The following is a 24256-nucleotide window of genomic DNA, read 5'->3' as shown; positions in this document are numbered from 1 at the left end:
AAGAAATTACTTTAAACCGTAAGAATCATGAAACACTATACAAATAAATTTTTGCTGGGAGCACTTGCCATAGGCGCGTTGTCCGCTTGTACGGACGACAGCATGCTGCCGTATGACGCAGGTTCGATGCCGGAAAGCCTCGTCCAGTATGAATACTTGAAACAATATGACGTGCTGAAAAACTATGTAAACCGCACCGAAAACCCGAACTTCAAGTTGGGTATTGCATTAGCCGCAGGCGAGTATACCCAAGGAGACTTAGTATACAGCATGGCTTGTTCCAACTTCGATGAAATGACGGCAGGAAATGAAATGAAATACGCCTCTATCGTCAGCAATGATGGGACAATGAACTTCTCTACCGTAACCAGCTTTGTAGATGCCGCCCGCCAAGCAGGCATGACCATTTACGGACATACCCTTGCGTGGCATTCACAACAGAACAACACGTACTTAAACAGTTTGATTGCCCCGATTGTCATTCCGGGCGAAGCTGGAAACGGAGGCTACTGCATGATACTGAAGAATGCCACAGCATCGGCCAATATTTGGGATGCGCAAACCTGGTACCAGCTCCCTACCCCGTTGCAAAGCGGCACGACTTATACGCTTAGCTTTATGGCACGGGCTTCGGCAGCTTACAACGACACACAAATCTACCTGCAATGTTCGGACGGAGGCAACCAGGAATATCCCGGCGGATTCAATGTCGGCACCGAATGGCAACAGATTAACTTCACCTTTACACCTACCGGCGCAACGGTGGACAAGATTGCATTCAATTTCGGTACGGCAGCCATCAACATTTACATCGACAATATATCGCTGACCGGAGGAAGTGCTACCGAAAGCTTGATTCCGAACGGCGATTTCGAAGACGGGACCATTACCGGATGGACCGGATGGACACCGGGTAACTTTGAAACTATTTCGGAAGATGGAGAAGGATATAGCGAAGGTGGAAGCGAGCCTGCTTACGATGAAAGTGTCATTACCTCTTCTGATTTTGAGAACGGTATCGGAAGTTGGGGAGGCTGGGGAGGCTCGGCTACCCGTGGACAGTCGGCACAAGGAGGTGGTTATGAAAGTGACTACTCATTCGAAATCGTTAACCCGACAGCTTCCGCTAATGCCTGGGATGTCCAAGTGGCATGGGACTTCGCAGCTCCATTGGTACAGGGCGGTACTTACCGGCTGAACATGATGATTAAAGGTTCGGTAGAAGGCAGCATTACCGCAGGCTTGCAACGCAAATCTGATTACGCAGGCGCAGGTGACTTCCCCGCTATTCCTATCTCTACGGAATGGACAGAATATAATGCCGAAATCACTGTAAACGGAGGAGGTGCAGACTGTGCAGACCGGTTCTTATTCAGTATCGGTAATTACGCGGGAACTATTAATATTGATAACATCACGTTATGTTACCTGAATCCTGAAGGCGGTGGCGGTGGACAAACCATCGAAATGACCCCCGAAGAAAAGAAAGACACCCTGACTTGGGCCATGGATAACTGGATTAAAGGCATGATGGAAGCTTGCGGCGGCTATGTCACCACTTGGGAAGCCGCAAACGAAACCGTATCGGGAGCAGACGCAGACGGTGACGGCTGGTACGACCTGCAGTCGGCAACCAACGGTGACCCGGAAACCAACTTCTACTGGCAAGACTACCTGGGCAACGAAGACTATGTGCCTATCGTGACCAAGGCGGCCGAAAAATATTTTGCCGAATATGGAGGCAACCCGGCAGACCTGAAACTCTTCATCAACGACTACAACCTGGAATCGTGGTGGGACGGCAACCAGAAGCTGAAGAGCCTTATCCACTGGATAGAAGTATGGGAAGCTAACGGAGCCAAGATTGACGGTATCGGTACGCAGATGCACGTCAGCTACATCCTGAACGAGGCAGACCAGAAAGCCCAGGAAGATGCTATCGTGAATATGTTCCAACTGATGGCAGCAACCGGCAAGCTCATCAAGATTTCAGAATTGGATATGGGCATTGTAGAAAAAGCCTTCGGCGAAGGCATCAAGACTGAAAATGTAACCTTCGACCAACAACTGAAGATGGCAGAGTTCTACCAGTTCATCATCGAAAAATATTTCGAGATTATTCCGGCAGCGCAACGTTACGGCATTACGCAATGGTGCATAACGGACAGCCCGGCTGAATCTGGCTGGAGAGGTGGTGAACCTGTAGGACTTTGGGACTTGAACTATAGCCGCAAACCTGCTTATGGCGGTTTCGCTAATGGTTTGGCTGGCGAAGTAATTGCTGAACCTTCTGCTTCTGTAAGCAATGAATGATACTTTGCATGGAACGGAAAAGTATATGTGTGAATCTTTTTTCATAGCCGTGATAGTATAATTTAATTGATTCGGTTCTCTCGGCAGCGGAATTACCTGTTAAAGGATAATTCCGCTGCTTTTTATAGTAGAACAATATTGGTTTATAAAAATGTCCAAGATAACAATTCCCGTTATAATCGAATGGGCTTCCGCAGGAAATGAGTACTCAGAATGACATTACTTTTTAATTGTCGTTTTTTATTTTGAGACAGCCTCAGAAGATATTCACATGGATAAGTGGACGCATTCGGGCGTATGCGATACGCCCCTACATGGGATGTTTGCGGAATTCAATTTATTTTTTCAATATAAGATAATCCTCTTTCGGATATAGGATAATCATTTTGCATTCTTCATTTTCTTGTTTTGCCTCCGTTTTGCGACAAAAACAAGAGGATTTTGCCTCCGTTTTACAACAAAAACATATAAGTTTTGCCTCCGTTTTGCGACATTTCTTTATCTTTGTAGCTGTAAACCAATTTGTTTGAGTAAATATACAAAATGGAATGAGATTTAGAAACACAGTTTCTGAACAGGCAGATTATATAAACTGATTAGGATTAATTGTTTAGTATAGTTATGTTTAAACGGACGATATTACAACATTTGGAACAGTGGAAAACCGATACGCATCGCAAACCGCTTGTATTGAGAGGGGCACGTCAAGTAGGGAAAACGACCGTAATAAATGAGTTTGGCAAAACTTTTGATAATTATTTGTCGCTTAATCTGGAGAAACGGGAAGCTGCTGCTTTGTTTGAGATGGAAATGCCGCTGAAGGATTTGATGCCGTTGCTGTTTGCACATTGCGGTTTATCTCGTAAGCCGGGCAGTACGCTGTTGTTTATCGATGAGATTCAGAATTCTCCTAAAGCTATAGGCTTGCTGCGTTATTTTTATGAAGAGTTGCCAGAACTGCATGTAGTGGCGGCAGGTTCTTTGCTAGAGAATCTGGTAGAGGTCAACGTTTCGTTTCCGGTAGGCAGGGTGCAATACATGGCTTTACGTCCTTGTTCGTTTCGAGAGTTCCTGGGTGCTATAGGTGAAGAGGCTTTGCTACCGGTGTTGGAGCATCCGCAAGCTACGGTGCCTTTTCACGGCAGGCTGATGCAATTGTTTAACCGCTATACACTGATTGGTGGTATGCCTGAAGCTGTCCAGCTTTATGCGGAGCGGAGGGACTTGCTGGCGCTGAGTGACGTATATGAAACATTGTTGCAAGGCTACCGCGATGATGTGGAGAAATATACCAAAGGTAAGTTGCTGAAAGAGGTGGTGCGGTTTATCTTGGAAGAGGGATGGGGAAAAGCTGCACAGCCCATTACATTGGGAGGATTTGCCTCGTCTTCTTACCAGGCACGTGAAGTGGGTGAAGCTTTCCGGCTGCTGGAAAAAGCCATGTTGCTGGAATTGGTTTATCCTACCACATCGACAGAGGTGCCGGCTTTGTCGGAAACCAAGCGGACACCTAAGTTGATATGGCTGGATACCGGTTTGGTGAATTATGCGGCACAAGTGCAGAAAGAAGTCTTAGATGCTAAAGACCTGCAGGATGCGTGGCGGGGAAGGATTGCCGAACATGTTGTGGCGCAAGAACTGCTTACGCTGACTGATAAAGTGAGCCAAAAGCGAAATTTCTGGATGCGAGGAAACGATTCGTCGGCAGAAGTGGATTTTGTGTGGGTACAGCAGTCGCGGCTATATCCTATAGAAGTGAAAACAGGGCACAATGCACATCTGCGTTCTTTGCATTCGTTTATGGAACGGTCTTCACAGACGGTGGCAGTGCGTGTATGGTCGCAACCTTATTCGATAGACGAGGTGAAGACTGTAGGAGGTAAAAACTTCAGGCTGATAAACTTACCTTTTTACTTAGTGGGTAGCATTAATCGGCTATTGGCTGAATAGTGTATAAGAAGCCAAAGGCAGCCGGGAGTTGTTTGTGTTACTTTTGTAAACGATTTTGGCACCTGGGTGAATGTGCTGGTACGTGGAGAAATGAATCTGATACGTTTGTTAATGGAGAAACCCTCCGTTTGTGCTATCTTTGCAAATAAGTAGATGTTGAGAATTAGTTTATATAATGTGTCAGCTCAGAAACTGTGTTTCTGATAATATCATTTCATCTTGCACACTTACTTGGTTACTTAAAATTGAAAACATAAAACTTGAATCCTTATGAAAAAACTAAGTGCCCTTTTGGGGCTTTTGCTTGGCGTTCTTTACGCTTATGCGGCGGAACCGTTTATTACATTCAAGAAAACAGAAGGTGCTTTTCCTGTTGTCGGCAATGGACAGCCTTGTACCATACTGGTCGACAAGAACGAGAACAGTGCCATTCTGATTGCTGTTAAAAATTTGCAGGAAGACTTCTTGCGTGTGACTGGCAAGAAAGCCGAAACCGTAAACACGCCTTCGGACGGGAGGTACATCCTGGTGGGAAGCATCGAATCGCCTTTTATCAAACAACTGTTTAAAGCAGGCAAGCTGAACAGGAAAGACCTGGAAGGGAAAAACGAAAAATATGTCATTCAGACTGTAGACCAGCCGCTGGAAGGGGTAGAACAGGCATTGGTCATTGCCGGAAGTGACCGGCGCGGAACCGTTTACGGTATCTACGAACTTTCCAGACAGATGGGTGTATCGCCCTGGTACTGGTGGATGGATGTGCCTGTTACTCGTCAGACAGAAGTCTATGCCCAAGCCGGTGTGTATACCGATGGTGAACCTGCCGTGACTTACCGTGGTATCTTCCTGAACGATGAGGCTCCCTGTCTTACCACCTGGGTGAAAAATACGTATGGTACCAATTATGGCGACCATCGTTTCTATGCCCGCGTATTCGAATTGATTCTGCGACTGAAAGGGAACTTTATGTGGCCTGCCATGTGGGGATGGGCTTTCTATGCCGATGATCCGGAAAACAGCAAGACGGCTGATGAGATGGGAATCATCATGGGTACTTCGCACCACGAACCGATGGCACGTAACCATCAGGAGTATGCCCGTAACCGGGAAAAATATGGAGCTTGGAATTATGAAACCAATCCCGAGGGATTGAACCGTTTCTTCCGCGAAGGCATCGAACGCATGAAAGATACTGAAGATGTGGTAACCATCGGTATGCGGGGTGACGGTGATGCAGCCATGGGAGGTGAAGAAGGAAAAGACCATGAATATGTGCCGCAGTTTGAACGCAACAAGCGATTGATGGAAACGATTTTCAAGAACCAACGTCGGATAATCAAAGATGTCACCGGACGGCCAGCCGAGGAAACGCCACAGGTATGGGCGCTCTATAAAGAGGTGTTGGAGTATTACGACCGCGGATTGCGTGTCCCCGAAGATGTCATCATGTTGCTGTGTGACGATAACTGGGGCAATGTGCGTCGCTTGCCGAATGCTGAAGAACGTAAGCATCCCGGTGGCTGGGGCATGTATTATCACGTAGACTATGTAGGTGCGCCACGTAATTCGAAATGGATAAATGCTACCCCCATACAGAATATGTGGGAACAGTTGCAACTGACTTATGAATATGGTGTCGACAAGCTTTGGGTGCTTAACGTGGGCGACCTCAAACCGATGGAGTATCCCATTACGCTTTTCCTTGACATGGCATGGAATCCACAGGCATACAATGCCGGGACTTTGCTGCAACATACTTATGACTTTTGCAGGCAGGCATTCGGGGACACGCAGGCAGAAGAGGCGGCACGTATCCTCAACCTCTGCTGTAAGTACAACGGACGGAGCACAGCCGAAATGCTGGATCATACGGTATACAACCTGGAAACTGGTGAATGGCGTCAGGTGGTAGGCGACTATGCACAATTGGAAGCTGAAGCCCTTCGTCAATACATAAGCCTGAAGCCTGAATACCGTGATGCTTACAAACAACTCATTCTGTTCCCGGTACAGGCAATGGCAAACCTGCACGAGATGTATTATGCTCAGGCTATGAACCTGAAACTGTATGCCGAAGGAAATCCTGAAGCCAACGCATGGGCGGATAAAGTGGAAAAGGCTTTTGCACGCGACAAGCAGCTGTGTGATGACTATAACCATGTTATGTCGGGAGGAAAGTGGAACGGCATGATGATTCAGAAGCATATCGGATATACTAGCTGGAACGATAACTTCCCAGCCGACAAATTGCCTGAAATCCACCGAATCGGAAATCCGGAAGCTGCTACAGGAGGTTATCTGTTTACAGGAAAAGACGGGTATGTGGCAATGGAAGCCGAACATTATTTTGCCTGTACGGATGCCGGTGAGGCTAAATGGACCGTAATCCCTTATATGGGACGCACACTGAGTGGCATGTCGCTGATGCCTTACACAGTTCCGGCAAACGGCGCGTCATTGTCTTACAAACTGAATATACCTGAAAAAGCAGATTCGGTTACAGTACATGTCATTGTGAAGTCTACCCTGGCTTTCCATACTCCGGAAGGACATAAGTATAGCATTGGTTTTGAAGGCGGGCAAGAGGAAACCGTCAATTTCAACCGTGACCTGAATGAAGATCCTGAAAATATTTATACGGTATACTATCCCACCATTGCACGCCGTGTAGTAGAAAAACAGGTTCGCTTGAAACTCCCTGTATCGGCAGACGGGACTTATACGCTGAACTTCCGTCCGTTAGACCCGGGTATTGTGCTTGAAAAAATCGTAGTAGATTACGGAGGTTATCAACCCGCATATCTTTTCGGTAACGAATCGCCTTGCCGGCGTAAGTAATAGATAGCGGCAGGCTTTTGCGTCTGCCGGTTTAAGAAAACACAGATTTCCGCGGATTTCCGCAGATTATCAGTAATTTATCTGTTTAATCTGCGTTCATCCGCGAAAATCTGTGTTTCTTGGTTTTATGCATCTGCTTTTAGGCTTTCCGGTAGTTTTCCAATTCTTCTGCCTGGAAGTTCTGGATAAAGCTATAGTGCTTTTCCACTTCGGCTTCGGCATAATTTACATATACGTCGAGTGATTTGGCGAAAAGTTCGGGAGCCTTGTTCGCGTCTTGCAAGAGCAGGTGGCTCATCACGCAGAGGGCTGCCATTTCATACAGGCGGCGTGAGGTAAAGTCGAGCAGTTCTTGATTCTGTGCTTCTTTCACCTTGGCGGTGCAGGCTTCCAGCTTTTCGGTCATGGCTTTCAGGCGGTCCATATAGCCTTGGTATTCGGGTGCGCAAGGGATGGCTTCGTACTCGTGCAAGGTAGCGGCATACGAACCGTTGGTCACGTAACGGATAGCGGCTACGGTCTGAAGCTGGGTTGTTCCTTCGTAGATGCTGGTGATACGTGCGTCGCGGTAGATGCGCTGGCAGGCATATTCCATCATAAAGCCCGAACCTCCGTGTATCTGGATACAGTCGTAAGCGTTCTGGTTGGCGTATTCCGAGTTCATACCTTTTGCCAGCGGGGTGAAGCTATCTGCCAGTTTGGCGTAACGTTTTTGCTCCTGGCGTTCTTCGGGAGTCAACTTACGCTCGCGGGCGATGTCGTCCAATGCTTTGTAGATGTCTACATAGCGCGAAGTCTGGTAAAGCAAGGCACGTCCTGCGTCGAGTTTCGCTTTCATCGTGGCAAGCATATCGTATACGGCAGGGAATTCGATGATAGCCTTGCCGAACTGTTTACGGTCTTTGGCGTAGGCAAGCCCTTCGTTGTATGCAGCCTGGCTCAATCCTACCGATTGGGCGGCGATACCCAGGCGGGCACCGTTCATCAACGCCATTACGTATTTGATAAGTCCCAGTTTGCGGTCGCCGCAAAGTTCGGCTTTCGCGTTCTTGTAGACCAATTCGCAAGTGGGCGAGCCGTGGATACCCAATTTGTTTTCGATGCGGCGAACGTCCACGCCTCCGTCGTTCTTGTCGTAGATGAACATCGAGAGCCCGCGTCCGTCGTGTGTGCCTTCTTCCGAGCGAGCCAATACCAGGTGCAGGTTGGCGTCTCCGTTGGTGATGAAACGCTTCACACCGTTCAGGCGCCAGCATTGGTTGGCTTCATCGTAAGTAGCTTTCAGCATGACGCTTTGCAGGTCACTACCGGCATCGGGTTCGGTCAGGTCCATCGACATGGTTTCGCCGGCACAGATGCGTGGGATGAAACGGCTGTGCTGGTCTTCGTTTCCGAATTCGTAGAGGGTTTCGATACAGTCTTGCAATGACCAGATGTTTCCAAAACCCGCATCAGCCTGAGCTACGATTTCAGCACACATGGTGTACGGAGTAATCGGGAAATTCAGTCCTCCGAAACGGCGCGGCATGGTCATTCCGTTCAGTCCTGCTTTCACCATGGCGTCAAGGTTCTGCTTCGTGCCCGAAGCATATTCCACACGTCCGTTGGCATGGTGCGGACCTTCCAGGTCTACGCCTTCGGCATTGGCTGCAATCACTTCTCCGGTGATTTCTCCGGTGATTTCCAACACTTTGTCGTATGAGTCCATCGCGTCGGCATAGTCTTGCGGCGCATAGTCATACTGGTCTTTGTCTCTATAATCGCGTTCTTTCAACTGACAGATACGCTCCATCATCGGGTTGTTCAAATGAAATTTGAGTTCCGGATGTTCGGTATAATAGTTTGGCATAGTTTTTCTTTGTTTTTAGGAGTTAGAAGGAGTTAGAGGGAGTTAGAAGGAGTTAGAGGACAAATGTTTGGATTGCCTCTTCTTTGCCTTATCTCTCCCATTGTTTGTCGCGGATGCCTTTGCAGTAGGCGTTCAGCAAAAAACTAGTTTCTTCTATGCTCCGTATTAATTCGTAATAGGTATTTTCAGTAATATAATTGAGGTCTTTAGCTAAAAGGATATAATATCGGCATTCTTCCAAGCTGCCTTGTGCGATATTGAGGAAACGGAGTTTGTCTGCCTTACCTAATCTTTTGTAACCTTCTGCTATATTGGCAGGAATAGACATGGCGGCACGGTGGAATTGTGAGCTAAGCCCAAATTGTTCGTGAGCGGGAAACTTGCTTGTCGCCCGATAGACATCCAGAACGAACCGGTGCGCCTTCTGCCATGCTAAGATGTCGGTAAAACTTTGTGTCATAAGTAAAAACTATTGGCTTCTAACTCCTTCTAACTCCCTCTAACTCCTTTTAACTCCTTCCATTATTTACTATTTTTCTTATAATACTTAATCATCTTCGGAATGACCTCTTCCACCGTCCCGTTAATCACATAATCAGCAATTGTGTTGATCGGCGCGTTCGGATCGCTGTTCACCGAGATGATGATGCCTGCGTCCTGCATGCCGGCGATGTGCTGGATTTGTCCCGAGATGCCGCAGGCAATGTAGAGTTTCGGGTGAACCGTTACACCGGTCTGGCCTATCTGGCGGTCGTGGTCGCAGAAGCCTGCGTCTACGGCGGCACGGCTGGCACCCACTTCGGCGTGCAGTTCTTTAGCCAGCTCGAAAAGCATGTCGAAGCCTTCCTTGCTTCCCATGCCGTATCCTCCGGCCACAACGATGGGCGAGCCTTTCAGGTTGTGTTTCGCCTTTTCCACGTGGCGGTCGATAACCTTTACCACATAGTCGGTTTCGGGGACATACTTCGCTACATCGTGTCGGATGACTTCACCCTGATAGTTCTCGTCGAGGATTTCTTTCTTCATCACACCTTCACGCACCGTAGCCATCTGCGGACGGTGTTCGGGGTTAACGATGGTGGCAACGATGTTTCCTCCGAATGCCGGACGGATTTGGTACAACAGGTTCTTATAGGTGACACCATTCTTCTTGTCTTCGTGGTCGCCTATCTCCAGCTGGGTACAGTCGGCGGTCAGTCCGCTGGTCAGGGCAGAAGATACGCGCGGGCCCAAGTCACGTCCGATGACCGTAGCGCCCATCAGGCAGATTTGAGGCTTTTCTTCTTTGAAAAGGTTCACCAAGATAGAGGTATGGGGCAGGGAAGTATAAGGGTACAATCCTGGAGCGTCGAATACGTGCACACGGTCTGCGCCGTAGGGGAGCATTTGCTTTTCTACACTGTCAAGTCCGCTTCCCGCACAGATGGCTTCCAGTTGGCATCCTAATTCGTTCGCCAGTTTACGGCCTTTCGTTAACAGTTCGAGGCTGACGTCGGCAACATGCGTGCCGTCCATCTCACAATATACAAATACATTATTCATAGTCTTATCCGATAGTATGGTTAGCCAACAGTTCAACAATCAGGTTTTCTACATCCGCGTCGCTTCCCGTCAGGGTCTTGCTTTCCTTTGCCTGGAAGATGATGTTCTCAATTTTCTTTACCTTCGTGGGTGAGCCCGACAGGCCGCATTGCTTCGTGTCACCGTTCACGTCGGCTACGCTCCATTCGGTAATGTTCAGGTAAGGATGTTTCTCGTATTGGTCTGCATAGGGAAGGGCTGCTCCATCTTTGGTCAGGGCTGCTTTCTCCTGTCCGCCTAAGGCACGTTTGTATTTCATCACCAGTTTGGCGTTACGCGGGCGGCAAGGCGCTGCGCTTCCGTTTACGGTCAATACGATAGGAAGCGGACCTTCTACGGTTTCCACGCCTCCGTCGATGTGGCGTTTCACACGGATAGCCTTGTCGGTCACTTCTTCGATTTCTTCTACATAAGTCACCTGAGGCAAGCCTAATTTCTCGGCTACTTGCGGACCTACCTGTGCCGTATCACCGTCGATGGCTTGGCGTCCGCCGATGATAAGGTCATACTCGCCAATCTTGCGGATAGCAGTGGCAAGGGCATACGAAGTGGCAAGCGTGTCGGCACCGGCAAAAGCACGGTCGGTCAATAAGTATCCGTTATCGGCTCCTCTGTATAAGCCTTCACGGATGATTTCGGCTGCACGTCCGGGGCCCATGGTCAGGATGGTGACGGTAGAACCGGGATGCGTGTCTTTCAGTCGGAGTGCCTGTTCAAGGGCATTCAGGTCTTCCGGGTTGAATATCGCCGGAAGCGCCGCACGGTTGATGGTGCCGTCGGCATTCATGGCATCTTTCCCTACGCAACGCGTGTCGGGTACTTGTTTTGCCAAAACTACAATTTTCAAACTCATTTTGATTATTTATTTTGGTATTAGTAATTTAATTAGTTGCCGGCAAAGTTAATGAAACCATTCGTTTTTTCACCATGAACTGTTCACTATTAACGATTAATTTAATAGAATATTCCAATTATCCCCTACCGGTTTGGGCAAATGCGGATGTTCATTCTTTGTTTTTCATCCTTAATGCCTCCACGTCTTCCGTAAGCTCATCCAGTCCGGCTATCGGGTCGTCCGAATACGTGCTGTAGACTTGCAGGCTCTTGTCGGATACGTACACCCGCGGGATGCCTTGCCCCGAAAACAGGTTGTACACGCTCCGGCTTTCTTGTGCCGAATAGGGGAGGGTCAGGCCATGGGCTTGCCAATAAGCTTCGATTTCCTCCGCCGCCTCTTCACGGCTGATGCAATAGATGGCGACTGAATCGTTGGCCCGGTACAAGTCGTACAGTTGCTGGATGACCGGAAGCTCCTGTTGGCAATCAGGGCATCCGGTATGGAAGAATACCAGTACCGACACCTTGCCTTGAAGGTCGGAAGTGGCAAGCATGGAGCCGTTGTCCAATTCTACCTGAAATTCAGGCAGCGTGTCGCCCGCCACAATGCCCGCCTCGCCGTATGCCGCATCATCGCGGATACAGCCGGCCAGGATGAGGCAGATTCCCCATAAAATGCAGTAATAAATGTGTGTCATAAGCGAATCTTAACAGGTTATACGTCTTTTCGTGGATAAATATATGAAAAAAGCTTCGTATATTTGCCTCGTTAAAAGCAAAAACTTACAGAAGCCCATGTAGGGGCGTATCGCATACGCCCGAATACGCCAGCTTCTTGCTTGTTACGCTGGATTTGTAATCCGGCGTGACAAGAAGAAACTTAAAAACTCAAAAACTTAAAAACTCAAAAACTTAAAAACTTATATGGAACATATAGATGAAGAAATCGCCCGTGTCTTGATGGAAATGGGCATCGACAAGTCGAATCTGGACTGGACGACACGTGTGATATTGATATTGGCTATATTGCTGGTTTCGTACATCGTGACGAAGTTATTCCGTCATGCGCTGATTCCGGCGGTGCGCAAGCTGACGGCAAAGACGAAGGCGAAATGGGACGATTACCTGTTCAACGATGACATGCTGCACAGTTTCTCCCGGATGATTCCGCCTATCATCTTTTACCTGCTGCTGCCTTTCGCTTTCGATGGCTATCCCTACGTGCTTACCATCCTGTTGAAAGCATGCCTCATTTACCTGGTGGTCACAACGCTGATGCTGGTCAACGCATTCTTGAAGTCGCTTTATGAAATTTCGAACGAGCACGAGACCTTGCGCTACCGCCCGCTGAAAGGAATTTACCAGATGGTGAGCATTCTTGCTTTTTGTGTAGGCCTGATTCTGATAATCAGCATCCTCATCGACCAGAATGCCGCTACCATACTTGCCGGACTGGGTGCTTCGGCGGCAGTGCTGATGCTGATATTCAAAGACAGCATCCTCGGGCTGGTGGCTGGCGTACAGCTCTCGGCGAACGACATGCTGCGTCCGGGCGACTGGGTCACGATGGCGAAATACGGTGCCGACGGGTTTGTGAAAGAAGTGTCGCTCACCACGGTGAAGGTGCAGAACTTCGACAAGACCATCACCACCATTCCCCCGTATGCCTTGGTGAGCGATTCGTTCCAGAACTGGCGCGGGATGTGGGAGACGGGAGGAAGGCGCATCAAGCGTTCGCTCAATATCGATATGACCACCATCCGCTTCTGCACCGGTGATGAAATGGAGGCTTTTGCAGAAAAAGGGTGGATCGGCATGCCCGAAGAAGGGGCAGAACCGGTGGTGAACCTGGAAGTGTTCCGGAGATATGCGCTGGAATACCTCCATGCGCATCCCCGCATTCATCAGGATATGATGATTATGGTGCGCCAGATGCAGCCCACTCCCGAGGGGCTTCCGTTGGAGTTCTATTGTTTCACGCAGACAACGGAGTGGCTTGCCTATGAAGGCATTCAGAACGAGGTCTTCAATCATTTCATTGCCGTGCTGCCCCGGTTTGGCTTACGTGTGTACCAGCATCCGTCGGGAAACGATTTGGCGGGATTCATGGAGGTTATAAGGAGTTAAGGAGTTATAGGGAGTTATAGGGAGTTAAGAAGTTAAGGAGTTAAGGAGTTAAGGAGTTAAGAAGTTAAGAAGTTAAGGAGTTAAGGAGTTAAGAAGTTAAGAAGTTAAGGAGTTAAGAAGTTAAGGAGTCAAGGAGTTAAGAAGTCAAGCCAATACTTTCACTAATGCTTTCACCAACAAAACTATTGGCTTTAACTCCTAACGGAGCGAAGCGGAGTGATAACTCCTTTTAACTCCTTAACTCCTAAACGAAATGATAACTCCTAAAAAATAAAAAACAACAAATATGGAAAAAGGATTGGTTTATACAAGTAAAGTAAAAGTGACGCAGGCGAATACCGCCCTGGCGTTAGGATCGGGCGATATGGAAGTGTTTGCTACGCCCGCCTTGGTAGCATTGATGGAAAATGCGGCGATGAAGGCTGTACAGCCCGAGCTTCCCGAAGGCAGCACTACGGTGGGCGCTTTTATCGAAACCACCCATGTGAAACCTTCGGCGCTGGGCGAGGAAGTGTCCGCCACGGCGGTACTGGAGAATGTGGAAGGACGGAAACTGGCTTTCAAGGTGACGGCTTCCGATACGAAAGGCGTGGTAGGCGAAGCCACCCACATCCGCTACATCGTAGACCGTGAACGGTTTATGAGCAAACTCTGAATGTTTATTCCTGTTCCTGAAGCAGCCTGTAAATTGGGTTGCAATAGGCTTATAATCCACATGACTTATTCATGAATGGAAAGAAGTATAATTGCGTTTTGTGTACAATTACAAATCGTACAGCAATACAATTACTAATCGTGTAGCGTGACGATTTGTAATCGTACACGGAGCGCAGTTATATTATTGGTTTTTTGACTGGTTCGTTTTACTTTTCCAAAGGGTAGCTCAATTCTTTATAAGCGGTGGCGGGGATGATTTTCACTTTTTCTCCGCATAAAAGGAACAGGGCGTTGCCCACTTTTCCTATTTGTTTGCCGGTTAATGTCTCGTTATTTTGATACCGGACGGTAATGTCTTTTTTCTGGGGTACGGCATTGTAAGTGTATACGCCATAAAAATAGGCTCCATAAAATATATAGGCGGTAATGACAAAGATATAGCTGGCGGGCTTATACCAGCTTCTTTCGGTCCATTTAAAACTCCATTTCTTATAGGACTTTGGAAAATGTTTTTTCCAAAGCTTGTCCATTTTTATGGTAAAGAGAACCAACAGCATTGAGCCGAAGATGAAAAGCAGGATGTGCATGTCTTCGAATGGGGAAATTAAGAAATCGAAGACCGAAGCGTATTGGAAGATGTTCAGTCCGAAAGCTTCATATCTGAAATAGTTGAAAATCATGCCGATGATGACCATGGCAAGATAGCCCAGTGGCAGGAAACGAGATAGTTCGCCCGTTATCCGTTCATAAGTCTTTTTCTGCAGTTCGTTTTCCATATCAGAGGATAATAAATAAATGTGGCGGTAAAGATAGGTAATATTGGCGTCTTGTCCAAAACCTGCCGGATTTTGTGTGTAGGATGTGGAGAAAACTCTTCCCTTCATCTTGGTTTTCCTGCTGAAAAGCATGTCAAATCATTTATATTTTCGGTCAAAATGCGCATGATAGCGTATGATTGATTCGCTTATCTTTGCAGCAAAAGAAAATTTGGTAACATTAAACTCGGAACAGGCTATGACAAAATGCTTTTTCGCCGTCGACCTCGGGGCTACCAGCGGGCGTACGATAATAGGCTCTTTCACTCAGGAAGGACTGGTAACAGAAGAAATGAACCGTTTTCCCAATCATATCATCGAGACGGGGGGACACTTCTACTGGGATATCTACGAACTTTACCGGAACATTCTGGAGGGGCTGAAACGGGCTGCGGCGCGTGAGGACATCGAAATCACTTCGATCGGCATCGATACGTGGGGCGTGGATTTCGTGTGCGTGGGCAAGGACGGAAGCCTGCTGCGCCAGCCTTATTCGTACCGCGACCCGCATACCGAGGGCGCTCCCGGGAAGTATTTCGAACGGGTGCCGCGCAGCCGGGTGTATGAGTTGACCGGCATTCAGGTGATGAACTTCAATTCCATATTCCAGCTCGACACGATGCTCCGCCACAAGGACAGTGCGCTGGAAGCGGCAGACAAGCTCCTCTTTATCCCCGACGCGCTGAGCTATATGCTCACGGGCGAGATGGTGTGCGAATATACCATTGCCTCTACCGCCCAGCTGGTGAACGCGAAGACGCGCCGCCTGGAGCCCGAGCTGCTGAAAAGCCTGATGCTGGACGAAGACAACTTCGGCCGCTTTGTCTATCCGGGCGAGACCGTGGGCACGCTTACCGAAGAGGTGCAGCGCATCACCGGGCTGGGAGCCGTGCCCGTGATTGCCGTAGCCGGACACGATACGGCATCGGCGGTGGCTGCGGTTCCTGCGCAAAACAAGAACTTCGCTTACCTGAGCAGCGGCACGTGGTCGCTGATGGGGGTGGAGACCGATGCGCCGGTCATCAACGCCGATACCGAAGCTTTGAACTTTACGAACGAAGGCGGAGTGAACGGTACCATCCGTCTGCTGAAGAATATCTGCGGCATGTGGCTCTTGGAGCGTTGCCGTGCCGGATGGGGCGAGACTTCGTATCCCGAACTGATAGCCGAGGCGAATGCCAGCGAACCGTTCCGCAACCTGATTGCGCCCGATGACCCTGTCTTCGCCAACCCTGCGGATATGGAAGAAGCCATCAAGGCGTATTGCACGGCACACAAGCAGCCTGCCATCGAGACGCGCGGGCAAATCGTGCGCTGCATCTTCGAGAGCCTTGCCTTGCGCTACCGCCAGGTGCTGGAAAACCTTCAGACGCTTTCGCCCAATCCGATAGAAGTGTTGCACGTCATCGGCGGAGGAAGCCGCAACGAGCTGCTCAACCAGTGGACGGCAAATGCCATCGGCATCCCCGTGGTTGCGGGCCCGTCGGAAGCTACTGCCGTGGGCAATATCATGATTCAGGCGCTGGCTGCCGGAAAAGCTACCGACATCCAGCTGATGCGCCGCTTCGTGAGCCAGGCGATTCCGCTCAAGACCTTCCAGCCCCAGCACAAAGAGGTATGGGACGCCGCTTATTTGCAGTTTAAGACGGTGACACAATAATATAAATAGGAGTTAAAGGGGAGTTATTTCAGGGAGTTAAAAGGAGTTAGAAGCCAATACTTTTACTAATGGAAGCCATAGCAGAACTATTGGCATTTAACTCCTGCCGAAGGCATAACTCCTTTTTACTCCCTTTAACTTCCCCAAATAATTCCTTCTATTCAATAAAACTTATTCATTAACATAAAAAACAATACTATTATGAAAGAAGAACTCGTAAACAAAGCGTATGAAATCGCGAAAGAACGCTATGCGGCTGTAGGCGTAGACGTGGAAAAAGTAATGGAAACCATGCAGGACTTCCACCTGTCGCTGCACTGCTGGCAGGCAGACGATGTCATCGGATTCGAAACCGGAGCAGGCTCGCTGACCGGAGGTATCCAGACCACCGGAAATTATCCCGGACGTGCACGCAACATCGACGAGCTGCGCCAGGATATCCTGAAAGCCGCTTCGTACATTCCCGGTACTCACCGCTTGAACCTGCACGAAATCTACGGTGACTTCCAGGGTGAACCCGTAGACCGCGACCAGGTAGAGCCACGTCATTTCCAAAGCTGGATGGACTGGGGAAAAGAACACAACATGAAGCTCGACTTCAACTCTACTTCTTTCTCGCACCCGAAAAGCGGAAGCCTGACATTGGCTAATCCCGACGAAAGCATCCGCCAGTTCTGGATTGAGCACACCAAGCGTTGCCGTGCCGTGGCGGAAGCCATGGGCGAGGCACAGGGCGACCCCTGTATCATGAACGTATGGGTGCACGACGGAAGTAAGGACATCACCGTGAACCGCATGAAATACCGCGAACTGCTGAAGGATTCGCTCGACCAGATTTTCGCTACCGAATACAAGAACATGAAAGACTGCATCGAATCGAAAGTGTTCGGTATCGGGCTGGAAAGCTATACCGTAGGCTCGAACGACTTCTACATCGGCTATGGCGTATCGCACAACAAGATGATTACGTTGGATACCGGTCACTTCCACCCGACCGAGAGCGTTGCCGACAAGGTTTCGTCGCTCCTGCTCTACGTGCCCGAACTGATGTTGCACGTGAGCCGTCCTATCCGTTGGGACTCGGACCACGTGACCATTATGGACGACCCGACACTGGAACTCTTCCAGGAAATCGTGCGTTGCGGCGCGCTCGACCGCGTGCACTACGGCCTCGATTACTTCGATGCCAGCATCAACCGCATCGGCGCGTACGTTGTGGGTAGCCGTGCGGCACAGAAATGCATGCTCCGCGCGCTTCTCGAACCGCTTGCGCAGCTCCGCCAGTACGAAGCAAACGGCCAGCTGTTCGAACGCCTCGCCCTGCTGGAAGAAGCCAAAGCGTTGCCTTGGAACGCCGTATGGGACATGTTCTGCCTGAAGAACAACGTGCCGGTAGGCGAAGAATTCATTGCCGAGGTAGAAAAATACGAGGCAGACGTGACATCGAAACGCGGTTAATCCTTGCCCGGGAGAAGTTAGAAGAAGGTAAAAAGGAGTTAAATGCCAATAGCTTTGTGGATGAAAGCGATACAAAGGTATTGGCTTCTAACTCCCTGAGCGAAGCGATAACTTCCTTTTAACTCCTGATTGATATTATTTATGAATATCCGCCGGTTTGGGGAAAATGCGGATATTCATATATTATTCTAAAAAACGATTCAGATAATGGATATAGTAATCGGACTATTGATTATTGCTATCGGTGCGTTCTGCCAGTCGAGCTGTTACGTGCCGATTAATCGGATAAAAGACTGGAGCTGGGAGTCGTACTGGCTGGTTCAGGGCGTGTTTGCCTGGCTGGTTTTCCCGCTGCTGGGTGCGTTGCTGGCTGTTCCTGCGGGACACAGCCTTTTTGAGTTGTTTGCCGGTGCAAGCGGGCTGGATGTGGCAATGACCATCCTTTTCGGTGTGCTGTGGGGCGTGGGCGGACTGACTTTCGGGCTTTCGATGCGCTACCTTGGCGTGGCGCTGGGACAAAGCATCTCGCTGGGCACGTGCGCCGGTCTGGGCACCATTCTGGCTCCGGTGATACTGAACGTTTTCTATCCCGAGGCGCATCATCTGGAGAAGCTGACGGCTTCGGTCATTATCGGTGTAGTGGTGACGCTTGTGGGCATTGCCATCATCGGCGTGGCGGGCAACATGAAGTCGCAGAGCCTGAGCGAAGAGGAGAAAAAGGCGGCGGTGAAGGACTTCAATTTCCCGAAAGGCATCGCCATCGCCCTGCTGGCAGGGTTTATGAGCGGTTGCTTCAATGTGGGGCTGGAGTTCGGCTCGTCTATCCACTTCGAGGAGTCGGCGGATATGTTCAAGACGCTTCCGGCAACGTTCCTCGTCACGCTGGGCGGTTTTGTGACGAATGCCGTGTATTGTTTCTTCCAGAACGGGAAGAACCGCACGTGGGGAGACTATCGTAAAGGCAATGTATGGACGAATAACCTCGTCTTCTGTGCCCTGGCTGGCGTGTTGTGGTATAGCCAGTTCTTCGGGCTGGCACTCGGCAAGGGCTTCCTCACTTCGTCGCCCGTGCTGATGACTTTCGCCTTCTGCATCCTGATGGCGCTCAACGTGGTGTTCTCGAACGTGTGGGGCATCATCCTGAAGGAATGGAAAGGCTGCTCGCCGAAAACCATTACGGTATTGGTCATCGGTCTGGCGGTGCTCATCGTGTCATCGTTCCTGCCTCAGTTGCTGGGGTAAGCTTCTTTTTTCACCACAGATTACACGGATTAGAAAATTAATTATTTAATCTGTGTAATCTGTGGTGAAGAACTCATAAACTTAAAAACGAAAGAACTTATAAACTTAAAACGATATGGAATCAATATTGAACAACCGTCCGGCACTGGCTGCCGAGATTGGTAAAGTAGCAGAAGTCGCAGGCTATCTGTGGCAGAAAGGCTGGGCTGAACGCAACGGCGGAAACATCACCATCAACATCACCGAATACGTGGACGATGCCATCCGCACGATGCCCGCTATCAGCGAAGTGAAACAAATCGGTGCGGTACTTCCCCAATTGAAGGGATGTTATTTCTATTGCAAAGGCACGCAGAAACGGATGCGCGACCTGGCACGCGACCCGATGGCAAACGGCTCGGTTATCCGCATTCTGGACGATTGTGCCAGCTATGTCATCATCGCCGACCAGCCGGTGATGCCTACTTCTGAGTTGCCTTCGCACCTGAGTGTGCACAACTACCTGCTTTCGAAGGGTATGAACTACAAGGCATCGCTCCACACTCACCCCATCGAACTGGTGGCGTTGACCCATAACCAGAAGTTTATGCAGAAGGATGTCGCTTCCAACCTCTTGTGGAGCATGATCCCGGAGACGAAGGCATTTTGTCCGCGCGGCTTGGGAATGGTTCCCTACAAATTGCCCAGCTCGGTAGAACTGGCTGAGGCGACCATCAAGGAACTGGATGACTACGATGTGGTGATGTGGGAAAAGCACGGCGTGTTTGCCGTAGATACCGACATCATGGCGGCATTCGACCAGGTGGATGTGCTCAACAAATCGGCATTGATTTACATCGCGGCGAAGAACATGGGCTTCGAACCCGAAGGCATGAGCCAGGAGCAGATGAAGGAAATGTCAGTGGCTTTCAATTTGCCGAAATGATGAGTTTTTCACCACAGATTACGCAGATTAAATAATTAATTTTCTAATCTGTGTAATCTGTGGTGAGATAAAAATAACCTTTAAACAAAACAGAACTATGTACAGAATGATTTTGAACGAAACCTCGTATTTCGGTGCGGGATGCCGCGAAAGCATTGGCACGGAAGCGCAGCGCAGAGGTTTCAAGAAAGCGTTTTTCGTGACCGACAACGATTTGATTCGTTTTCACGTAGCAGATAAAGTGATTGAAGTGTTCGACAAGAACAACATCCCTTACGAAGTGTATAGCGACGTGAAGGCAAATCCCACCATCGCCAACGTGCAGCACGGCGTGGAGGCTTATAAAGCTTCGGGAGCCGATTTCATCGTAGCATTGGGCGGAGGCTCGGCGATTGATACCGCCAAAGGCATCGGTATCGTGGTGAATAATCCCGAATTTGCCGATGTGCGTTCGTTGGAAGGGGTTGCCGATACCCGCCATAAAGCGGTTCCGACTTTTGCATTGCCTACTACGGCAGGTACGGGAGCCGAAGTGACCATCAACTATGTCATCATCGACGAGCAGGCTCAAAAGAAAATGGTATGTGTCGACCCGAATGACATCCCGTGTGTAGCGATTGTCGACCCCGAATTGATGTATTCCATGCCCAAAGGCTTGACCGCCGCTACGGGTATGGATGCCCTGACCCACGCCATCGAAAGCTACATTACGCCGGGTGCGTGGCTGATGTCGGATATGTTCGAACTGAAGGCTATCGAAATGATTGCCGGGAACCTGAAGGCTGCGGTAGATAATGGCAACGACCCGGTGGCGCGTGAAGCAATGTCGCAGGCACAATATATCGCCGGTATGGGGTTCAGCAACGTAGGGCTGGGCATCGTACACTCGATGGCTCATCCGCTGGGTGCGCATTATGACACACCTCACGGCGTGGCAAACGCATTGCTCTTGCCTTATGTGATGGAGTATAATGCCGAATCGCCGGCGGCTCCCAAGTATATCCATATCGCCAAGGCAATGGGAGTGGATACGGAAGGCATGACCGAGGCAGAAGGGGTGAAAGCAGCCATCGAGGCGGTGCGTGCCCTCTCGCTCAGCATCAACATCCCGCAGAAGCTGCACGAAATCGGTGTGCGCGAGGAAGACCTGCACCAGTTGGCAATCGATGCCTTCAACGATGTCTGCACCGGAGGCAATCCGCGTCCCACTTCGATAGAAGACATCGAAGCCCTGTATCGCAAGGCATATTGATGTCTTTTTTGTATAATTTGTATAAAATGGAGGAGGCCCGTTGTGGTCTCCTTTTTAATTTGTATATTTGCCATAATCCGTAAAATCCACACGTATGGCAAAATTATACAATGATACAGGCATGGAACTGAAATATCTTATCGTAAATGATAAAGACCGGAGCTTCGGGCTTTCAATCAATACGGTAGGTTATCAATCGATTCGTCCTAATTCTCCTTATCCGGTGCGGAATCATCCTTCCGGCTATTTCTTTAATGCGCAAAAAGGACGTGTCCTGCGTGAATATCAGTTGCTTTACATTACGAAAGGGCAAGGTTCTTTTGCATCCGATGATACTCCTGACCGGCAGGTGGGAAAAGGGCATCTGATTGTTCTTTTTCCCGGACAATGGCATACATACAAGCCGGATACGGCAACGGGATGGAATGAATATTACATTGGATTTGAAGGGACAATGGCCGACCAGCTTGTCAGGAATTCTTTTTTGACAAAAGATAACCAGGTGCTCGACATCGGACTGAATGAGGAGCTGGCCATGTTGTTTTCGCGTGCATTGGAGGTAGCTGAGGAGGATAAGACGGCGTCACAACAATATTTGGCAGGGATTGTATTGCATATGATTGGGTTGGTGCTTTCCGTATCCCGGAATAATGTGTTTGAAAAAGATAATGTGTCCGAGAAGATGGAACAGGCCAAAATTATCATGAACGAAAATCTTTGTCGGGAGATAGATCCGGAACAGTTGGCGGCACGGTTGAATCTCAGCTATTCGTGGTTTCGCAAGGCGTTTAAAGATTATACGGGATATGCTCCGGCAAAATATTTTCAGGAACTGAAAATGCGGAAAGCCAAGCAATTGTTGGTCGGAAGTACGCATTCGGTGAAGGAAATCTGCTTTATGTTGGGATATACATCTACCGAGCATTTTTCGAATTTGTTTAAGAAACATGCAGGGATTACACCATTGAAATACAGGGCATTCGGTAGAGATTTAAAATAGTATCGGAATATTTCCTGTATATATATTCTGCATTTCGGTAAAAATGCTTATCTTTGCAGCCCGTTAAATGATAGAAAGGCTATGAAGGTTTTATTACAACATATTACTCCATGTATGTGTGCGTGTCTGCAAGAGAAGACGCACAGGAGGTTTGTTGTGCATTGGTTTACGGGCTTTATCTAAATGGTCGACAAGTAGGGAAGGTACGTTCTGTACTTTCCATTCCGGTTGTTTTTATAACAATGAATATCCTTTTTTCAGCCAATACATCCTTCATACATCAAGTCAAGAATACTTTTTGTAGAGATTCAAAAACGTTTCTAAACAGGCTCTTGGGGTGATATAAGGGAATGTATTGCTCTGTTTTATTTCTAAAGCTTAATGTGTTAGTTATGTTTACGGTTTTGTTCCTGTTGTTTATAGGGATAGGAATCGGTTATGTGTTTCGTCGGGTGACTTTTTTGCATCAAGTAGAGAAGACCGTTTCCTATACCGTGTTATTGATGTTATTTGTATTCGGCATCTCCATCGGGTCGAACGATGAGTTGGTTTCAAATTTGGATAAGTTTGGTTATCAGGCGGCTTTTCTCGCTGTATTGGGAACGATGGGTAGTCTGGTAGGAGGGTATTTCGCATACCGTTTTCTATTTAAGAAAGAAAGGAGGAACGATGAAGAATAGTTTGCTTATTATTTGTGTCTTTACGCTGGGTGGTATGTTAGGGGCTCATCATTGGGTTCCTTCAGAATGGGTGAAAGGGAATACCACGATGTTGATTCTTTATGCCCTGATTCTTCAAGTTGGCATTGGTATTGGTTCTAATAAGAATTTGAAAGAGATGCTTCATGCATTGAATTTCAAGATGTTGCTTGTCCCTTTGTCTACTATTGCAGGGACTTTGCTTTTTTCTTTTTTTGCCAGTTTTTTTCTGACGCATTGGGGTACTGCCGATTGCATGGCGGTGGGAAGCGGCTTTGCCTATTATTCTCTCTCATCGGTACTGATAACCGAAATTAAGAGTGCATCGGTGGGAGTGCAGGTTGCAGCGGAATTAGGTACATTGGCTTTATTGGCAAATATCATTCGGGAAATGATTTCGTTGTTGGGAGCCCCCTTCTTTACACGGGTTTTTGGTAGGTTGGCACCTATTTCGGCTGCAGGCATCAATTCAATGGATGTAATGTTGCCGTTGGTGTATCGGTACTCGGGGAAAAATTTAGTGCCATTAGCTATTTTGCATGGAATAATTCTGGAAATGAGTGTTCCTTTACTCATATCTTTCTTTTGTCGATAAAGTAAAGGATTTTATACCAGGCACGGTATGGATTTGTGCATCTTTATGGGGCATAGATAGGCATAGACAGACATAGCTCTTGTTTTTTGTTTCTGGAATTTATGCGTCATTTTCGTAAAAAAGATGATGTGCACATTGTCTTTATATACGGTGACATATGCGAAATGTGCAAATAAATACTGCGAGAAGTATCGTTCTCTTTTTATACGCACTTATATGTACGGGTCAACGGATATATCTTCCATGCCCCCGTTCATATAGGTGCTTTTTTGTATCCTTGCCTTCGGTTTTCTGTTGTTATATATAATAAGGAGTATTGTTATTCTTACGAAGTTCTTTTTAGGTGTAAATATTTTCCTGTATATCTGTGAATATCAGCATTTTGCATATTTCACATGAAAAAAGTTTCAAAAAAAGTTCTCCAGTTTCTTGCAGTTTCGGTAAAAAGGCGTACCTTTG

General features: G+C 48.4%; 19 protein-coding genes. 13 read left to right on the top strand and 6 right to left on the bottom strand.

Annotated features, from left to right (window positions below; translation table 11 throughout):
- The first annotated feature begins 27 nt into the window (after window positions 1–27).
- The 3 genes from B5F25_RS13550 to B5F25_RS13540 all read left to right on the top strand — a co-directional run bounded on the left by B5F25_RS13550 (window position 28) and on the right by B5F25_RS13540 (window position 7101).
- Complete coding sequence (locus B5F25_RS13550; protein WP_087250137.1) at window positions 28–2313, top strand: endo-1,4-beta-xylanase; 2286 nt, start codon at window positions 28–30, stop codon at window positions 2311–2313.
- Between the two features lie 621 nt (window positions 2314–2934).
- Window positions 2935–4263 carry an AAA family ATPase gene (locus B5F25_RS13545; RefSeq protein ID WP_087210294.1) on the top strand — a complete coding sequence of 443 codons (1329 nt, stop codon included), beginning with the start codon at window positions 2935–2937 and terminating at the stop codon, window positions 4261–4263.
- A gap of 270 nt (window positions 4264–4533) precedes the next feature.
- Window positions 4534–7101, top strand: a complete 2568-nt coding sequence (locus B5F25_RS13540; RefSeq protein ID WP_087250136.1) for a glycosyl hydrolase 115 family protein — start codon at window positions 4534–4536, stop codon at window positions 7099–7101.
- A 139-nt stretch (window positions 7102–7240) separates the two neighbouring features.
- Here B5F25_RS13540 and B5F25_RS13535 read toward each other — a convergent pair whose 3' ends face one another.
- The 5 genes from B5F25_RS13535 to B5F25_RS13515 all read right to left on the bottom strand — a co-directional run bounded on the left by B5F25_RS13535 (window position 7241) and on the right by B5F25_RS13515 (window position 12066).
- Complete coding sequence (locus B5F25_RS13535; RefSeq protein ID WP_087250134.1) at window positions 7241–8950, bottom strand: acyl-CoA dehydrogenase family protein; 1710 nt, start codon at window positions 8948–8950, stop codon at window positions 7241–7243.
- A gap of 88 nt (window positions 8951–9038) precedes the next feature.
- A complete protein-coding gene (locus tag B5F25_RS13530; RefSeq protein WP_022040101.1) occupies window positions 9039–9410 on the bottom strand; it encodes a four helix bundle protein in 372 nt (123 codons plus the stop codon).
- 62 nt (window positions 9411–9472) lie between these two features.
- Entirely contained in the window at window positions 9473–10492 is a 1020-nt protein-coding gene (locus B5F25_RS13525) for an electron transfer flavoprotein subunit alpha/FixB family protein (RefSeq protein WP_087250132.1), read from the bottom strand.
- A 4-nt stretch (window positions 10493–10496) separates the two neighbouring features.
- Window positions 10497–11384 carry an electron transfer flavoprotein subunit beta/FixA family protein gene (locus B5F25_RS13520; RefSeq protein WP_087250130.1) on the bottom strand — a complete coding sequence of 296 codons (888 nt, stop codon included), beginning with the start codon at window positions 11382–11384 and terminating at the stop codon, window positions 10497–10499.
- Between the two features lie 151 nt (window positions 11385–11535).
- Window positions 11536–12066: a TlpA disulfide reductase family protein gene (locus B5F25_RS13515; RefSeq protein WP_087210280.1), complete on the bottom strand. Its 531-nt coding sequence runs from the start codon at window positions 12064–12066 to the stop codon at window positions 11536–11538.
- A gap of 226 nt (window positions 12067–12292) precedes the next feature.
- Between B5F25_RS13515 and B5F25_RS13510 the strand changes: the two genes are divergently transcribed.
- Window positions 12293–13495: a mechanosensitive ion channel domain-containing protein gene (locus tag B5F25_RS13510; RefSeq protein WP_022040097.1), complete on the top strand. Its 1203-nt coding sequence runs from the start codon at window positions 12293–12295 to the stop codon at window positions 13493–13495.
- A 286-nt stretch (window positions 13496–13781) separates the two neighbouring features.
- The gene (locus B5F25_RS13505) at window positions 13782–14150 is read left to right on the top strand and encodes a thioesterase family protein (RefSeq protein WP_022040096.1); all 369 of its coding nucleotides are present in this window, start codon (window positions 13782–13784) and stop codon (window positions 14148–14150) included.
- A gap of 208 nt (window positions 14151–14358) precedes the next feature.
- Here B5F25_RS13505 and B5F25_RS13500 read toward each other — a convergent pair whose 3' ends face one another.
- A complete protein-coding gene (locus tag B5F25_RS13500; protein ID WP_241148412.1) occupies window positions 14359–15036 on the bottom strand; it encodes a hypothetical protein in 678 nt (225 codons plus the stop codon).
- Window positions 15037–15166: 130 nt separating this feature from the next.
- Between B5F25_RS13500 and B5F25_RS13495 the strand changes: the two genes are divergently transcribed.
- The 8 genes from B5F25_RS13495 (at window position 15167) to B5F25_RS13460 (ending at window position 23797) form a co-directional block, all read left to right on the top strand.
- The gene (locus B5F25_RS13495) at window positions 15167–16627 is read left to right on the top strand and encodes a rhamnulokinase family protein (protein WP_087250151.1); all 1461 of its coding nucleotides are present in this window, start codon (window positions 15167–15169) and stop codon (window positions 16625–16627) included.
- Between the two features lie 198 nt (window positions 16628–16825).
- Window positions 16826–18085: an L-rhamnose isomerase gene (locus B5F25_RS13490; RefSeq protein ID WP_204429965.1), complete on the top strand. Its 1260-nt coding sequence runs from the start codon at window positions 16826–16828 to the stop codon at window positions 18083–18085.
- Between the two features lie 207 nt (window positions 18086–18292).
- A complete protein-coding gene (rhaT, locus tag B5F25_RS13485; protein WP_013618543.1) occupies window positions 18293–19327 on the top strand; it encodes an L-rhamnose/proton symporter RhaT in 1035 nt (344 codons plus the stop codon).
- Between the two features lie 115 nt (window positions 19328–19442).
- Window positions 19443–20252 (top strand): rhamnulose-1-phosphate aldolase, encoded by an 810-nt coding sequence (rhaD, locus tag B5F25_RS13480; RefSeq protein WP_013618544.1) that lies wholly within the window; start codon window positions 19443–19445, stop codon window positions 20250–20252.
- Between the two features lie 97 nt (window positions 20253–20349).
- Window positions 20350–21504 (top strand): lactaldehyde reductase, encoded by a 1155-nt coding sequence (fucO, locus tag B5F25_RS13475; protein ID WP_013618545.1) that lies wholly within the window; start codon window positions 20350–20352, stop codon window positions 21502–21504.
- Between the two features lie 94 nt (window positions 21505–21598).
- Window positions 21599–22504 carry an AraC family transcriptional regulator gene (locus B5F25_RS13470; RefSeq protein ID WP_087250127.1) on the top strand — a complete coding sequence of 302 codons (906 nt, stop codon included), beginning with the start codon at window positions 21599–21601 and terminating at the stop codon, window positions 22502–22504.
- A gap of 392 nt (window positions 22505–22896) precedes the next feature.
- On the top strand, window positions 22897–23184 hold the full coding sequence (locus B5F25_RS13465) for a LysO family transporter (RefSeq protein WP_022038609.1): 288 nt from the start codon (window positions 22897–22899) through the stop codon (window positions 23182–23184).
- A complete protein-coding gene (locus B5F25_RS13460) occupies window positions 23174–23797 on the top strand; it encodes a lysine exporter LysO family protein (protein WP_022038608.1) in 624 nt (207 codons plus the stop codon). Before B5F25_RS13465 ends, B5F25_RS13460 begins: the two co-directional genes overlap by 11 nt.
- Window positions 23798–24256 lie beyond the last annotated feature (459 nt).

Origin of the sequence: Bacteroides sp. An19, from assembly GCF_002160215.1 — a bacterium.
Classification (GTDB): Bacteria; Bacteroidota; Bacteroidia; order Bacteroidales; family Bacteroidaceae; genus Phocaeicola; species Phocaeicola intestinalis.
Note: the sequence above shows the minus strand (reverse complement) of the source record. Positions and strands in the feature narration are given on the sequence as shown.

Bases quoted from the DNA above. Each gene is read 5' to 3' on its own strand.
- B5F25_RS13460 (WP_022038608.1), top strand. From the start codon at position 23,174: ATGAAGAATAGTTTGCTTATTATTTGTGTCTTTACGCTGGGTGGTATG.
- B5F25_RS13510 (WP_022040097.1), top strand. From the start codon at position 12,293: ATGGAACATATAGATGAAGAAATCGCCCGTGTCTTGATGGAAATGGGC.
- B5F25_RS13520 (WP_087250130.1), bottom strand. From the start codon at position 11,384: ATGAGTTTGAAAATTGTAGTTTTGGCAAAACAAGTACCCGACACGCGT.
- B5F25_RS13545 (WP_087210294.1), top strand. From the start codon at position 2,935: ATGTTTAAACGGACGATATTACAACATTTGGAACAGTGGAAAACCGAT.
- B5F25_RS13530 (WP_022040101.1), bottom strand. From the start codon at position 9,410: ATGACACAAAGTTTTACCGACATCTTAGCATGGCAGAAGGCGCACCGG.
- rhaD (WP_013618544.1), top strand. From the start codon at position 19,443: ATGGAATCAATATTGAACAACCGTCCGGCACTGGCTGCCGAGATTGGT.
- B5F25_RS13515 (WP_087210280.1), bottom strand. From the start codon at position 12,066: ATGACACACATTTATTACTGCATTTTATGGGGAATCTGCCTCATCCTG.
- B5F25_RS13525 (WP_087250132.1), bottom strand. From the start codon at position 10,492: ATGAATAATGTATTTGTATATTGTGAGATGGACGGCACGCATGTTGCC.
- rhaT (WP_013618543.1), top strand. From the start codon at position 18,293: ATGGATATAGTAATCGGACTATTGATTATTGCTATCGGTGCGTTCTGC.
- B5F25_RS13470 (WP_087250127.1), top strand. From the start codon at position 21,599: ATGGCAAAATTATACAATGATACAGGCATGGAACTGAAATATCTTATC.
- B5F25_RS13465 (WP_022038609.1), top strand. From the start codon at position 22,897: ATGTTTACGGTTTTGTTCCTGTTGTTTATAGGGATAGGAATCGGTTAT.
- B5F25_RS13505 (WP_022040096.1), top strand. From the start codon at position 13,782: ATGGAAAAAGGATTGGTTTATACAAGTAAAGTAAAAGTGACGCAGGCG.
- B5F25_RS13550 (WP_087250137.1), top strand. From the start codon at position 28: ATGAAACACTATACAAATAAATTTTTGCTGGGAGCACTTGCCATAGGC.
- B5F25_RS13540 (WP_087250136.1), top strand. From the start codon at position 4,534: ATGAAAAAACTAAGTGCCCTTTTGGGGCTTTTGCTTGGCGTTCTTTAC.
- B5F25_RS13535 (WP_087250134.1), bottom strand. From the start codon at position 8,950: ATGCCAAACTATTATACCGAACATCCGGAACTCAAATTTCATTTGAAC.
- fucO (WP_013618545.1), top strand. From the start codon at position 20,350: ATGTACAGAATGATTTTGAACGAAACCTCGTATTTCGGTGCGGGATGC.
- B5F25_RS13495 (WP_087250151.1), top strand. From the start codon at position 15,167: ATGACAAAATGCTTTTTCGCCGTCGACCTCGGGGCTACCAGCGGGCGT.
- B5F25_RS13500 (WP_241148412.1), bottom strand. From the start codon at position 15,036: ATGAAGGGAAGAGTTTTCTCCACATCCTACACACAAAATCCGGCAGGT.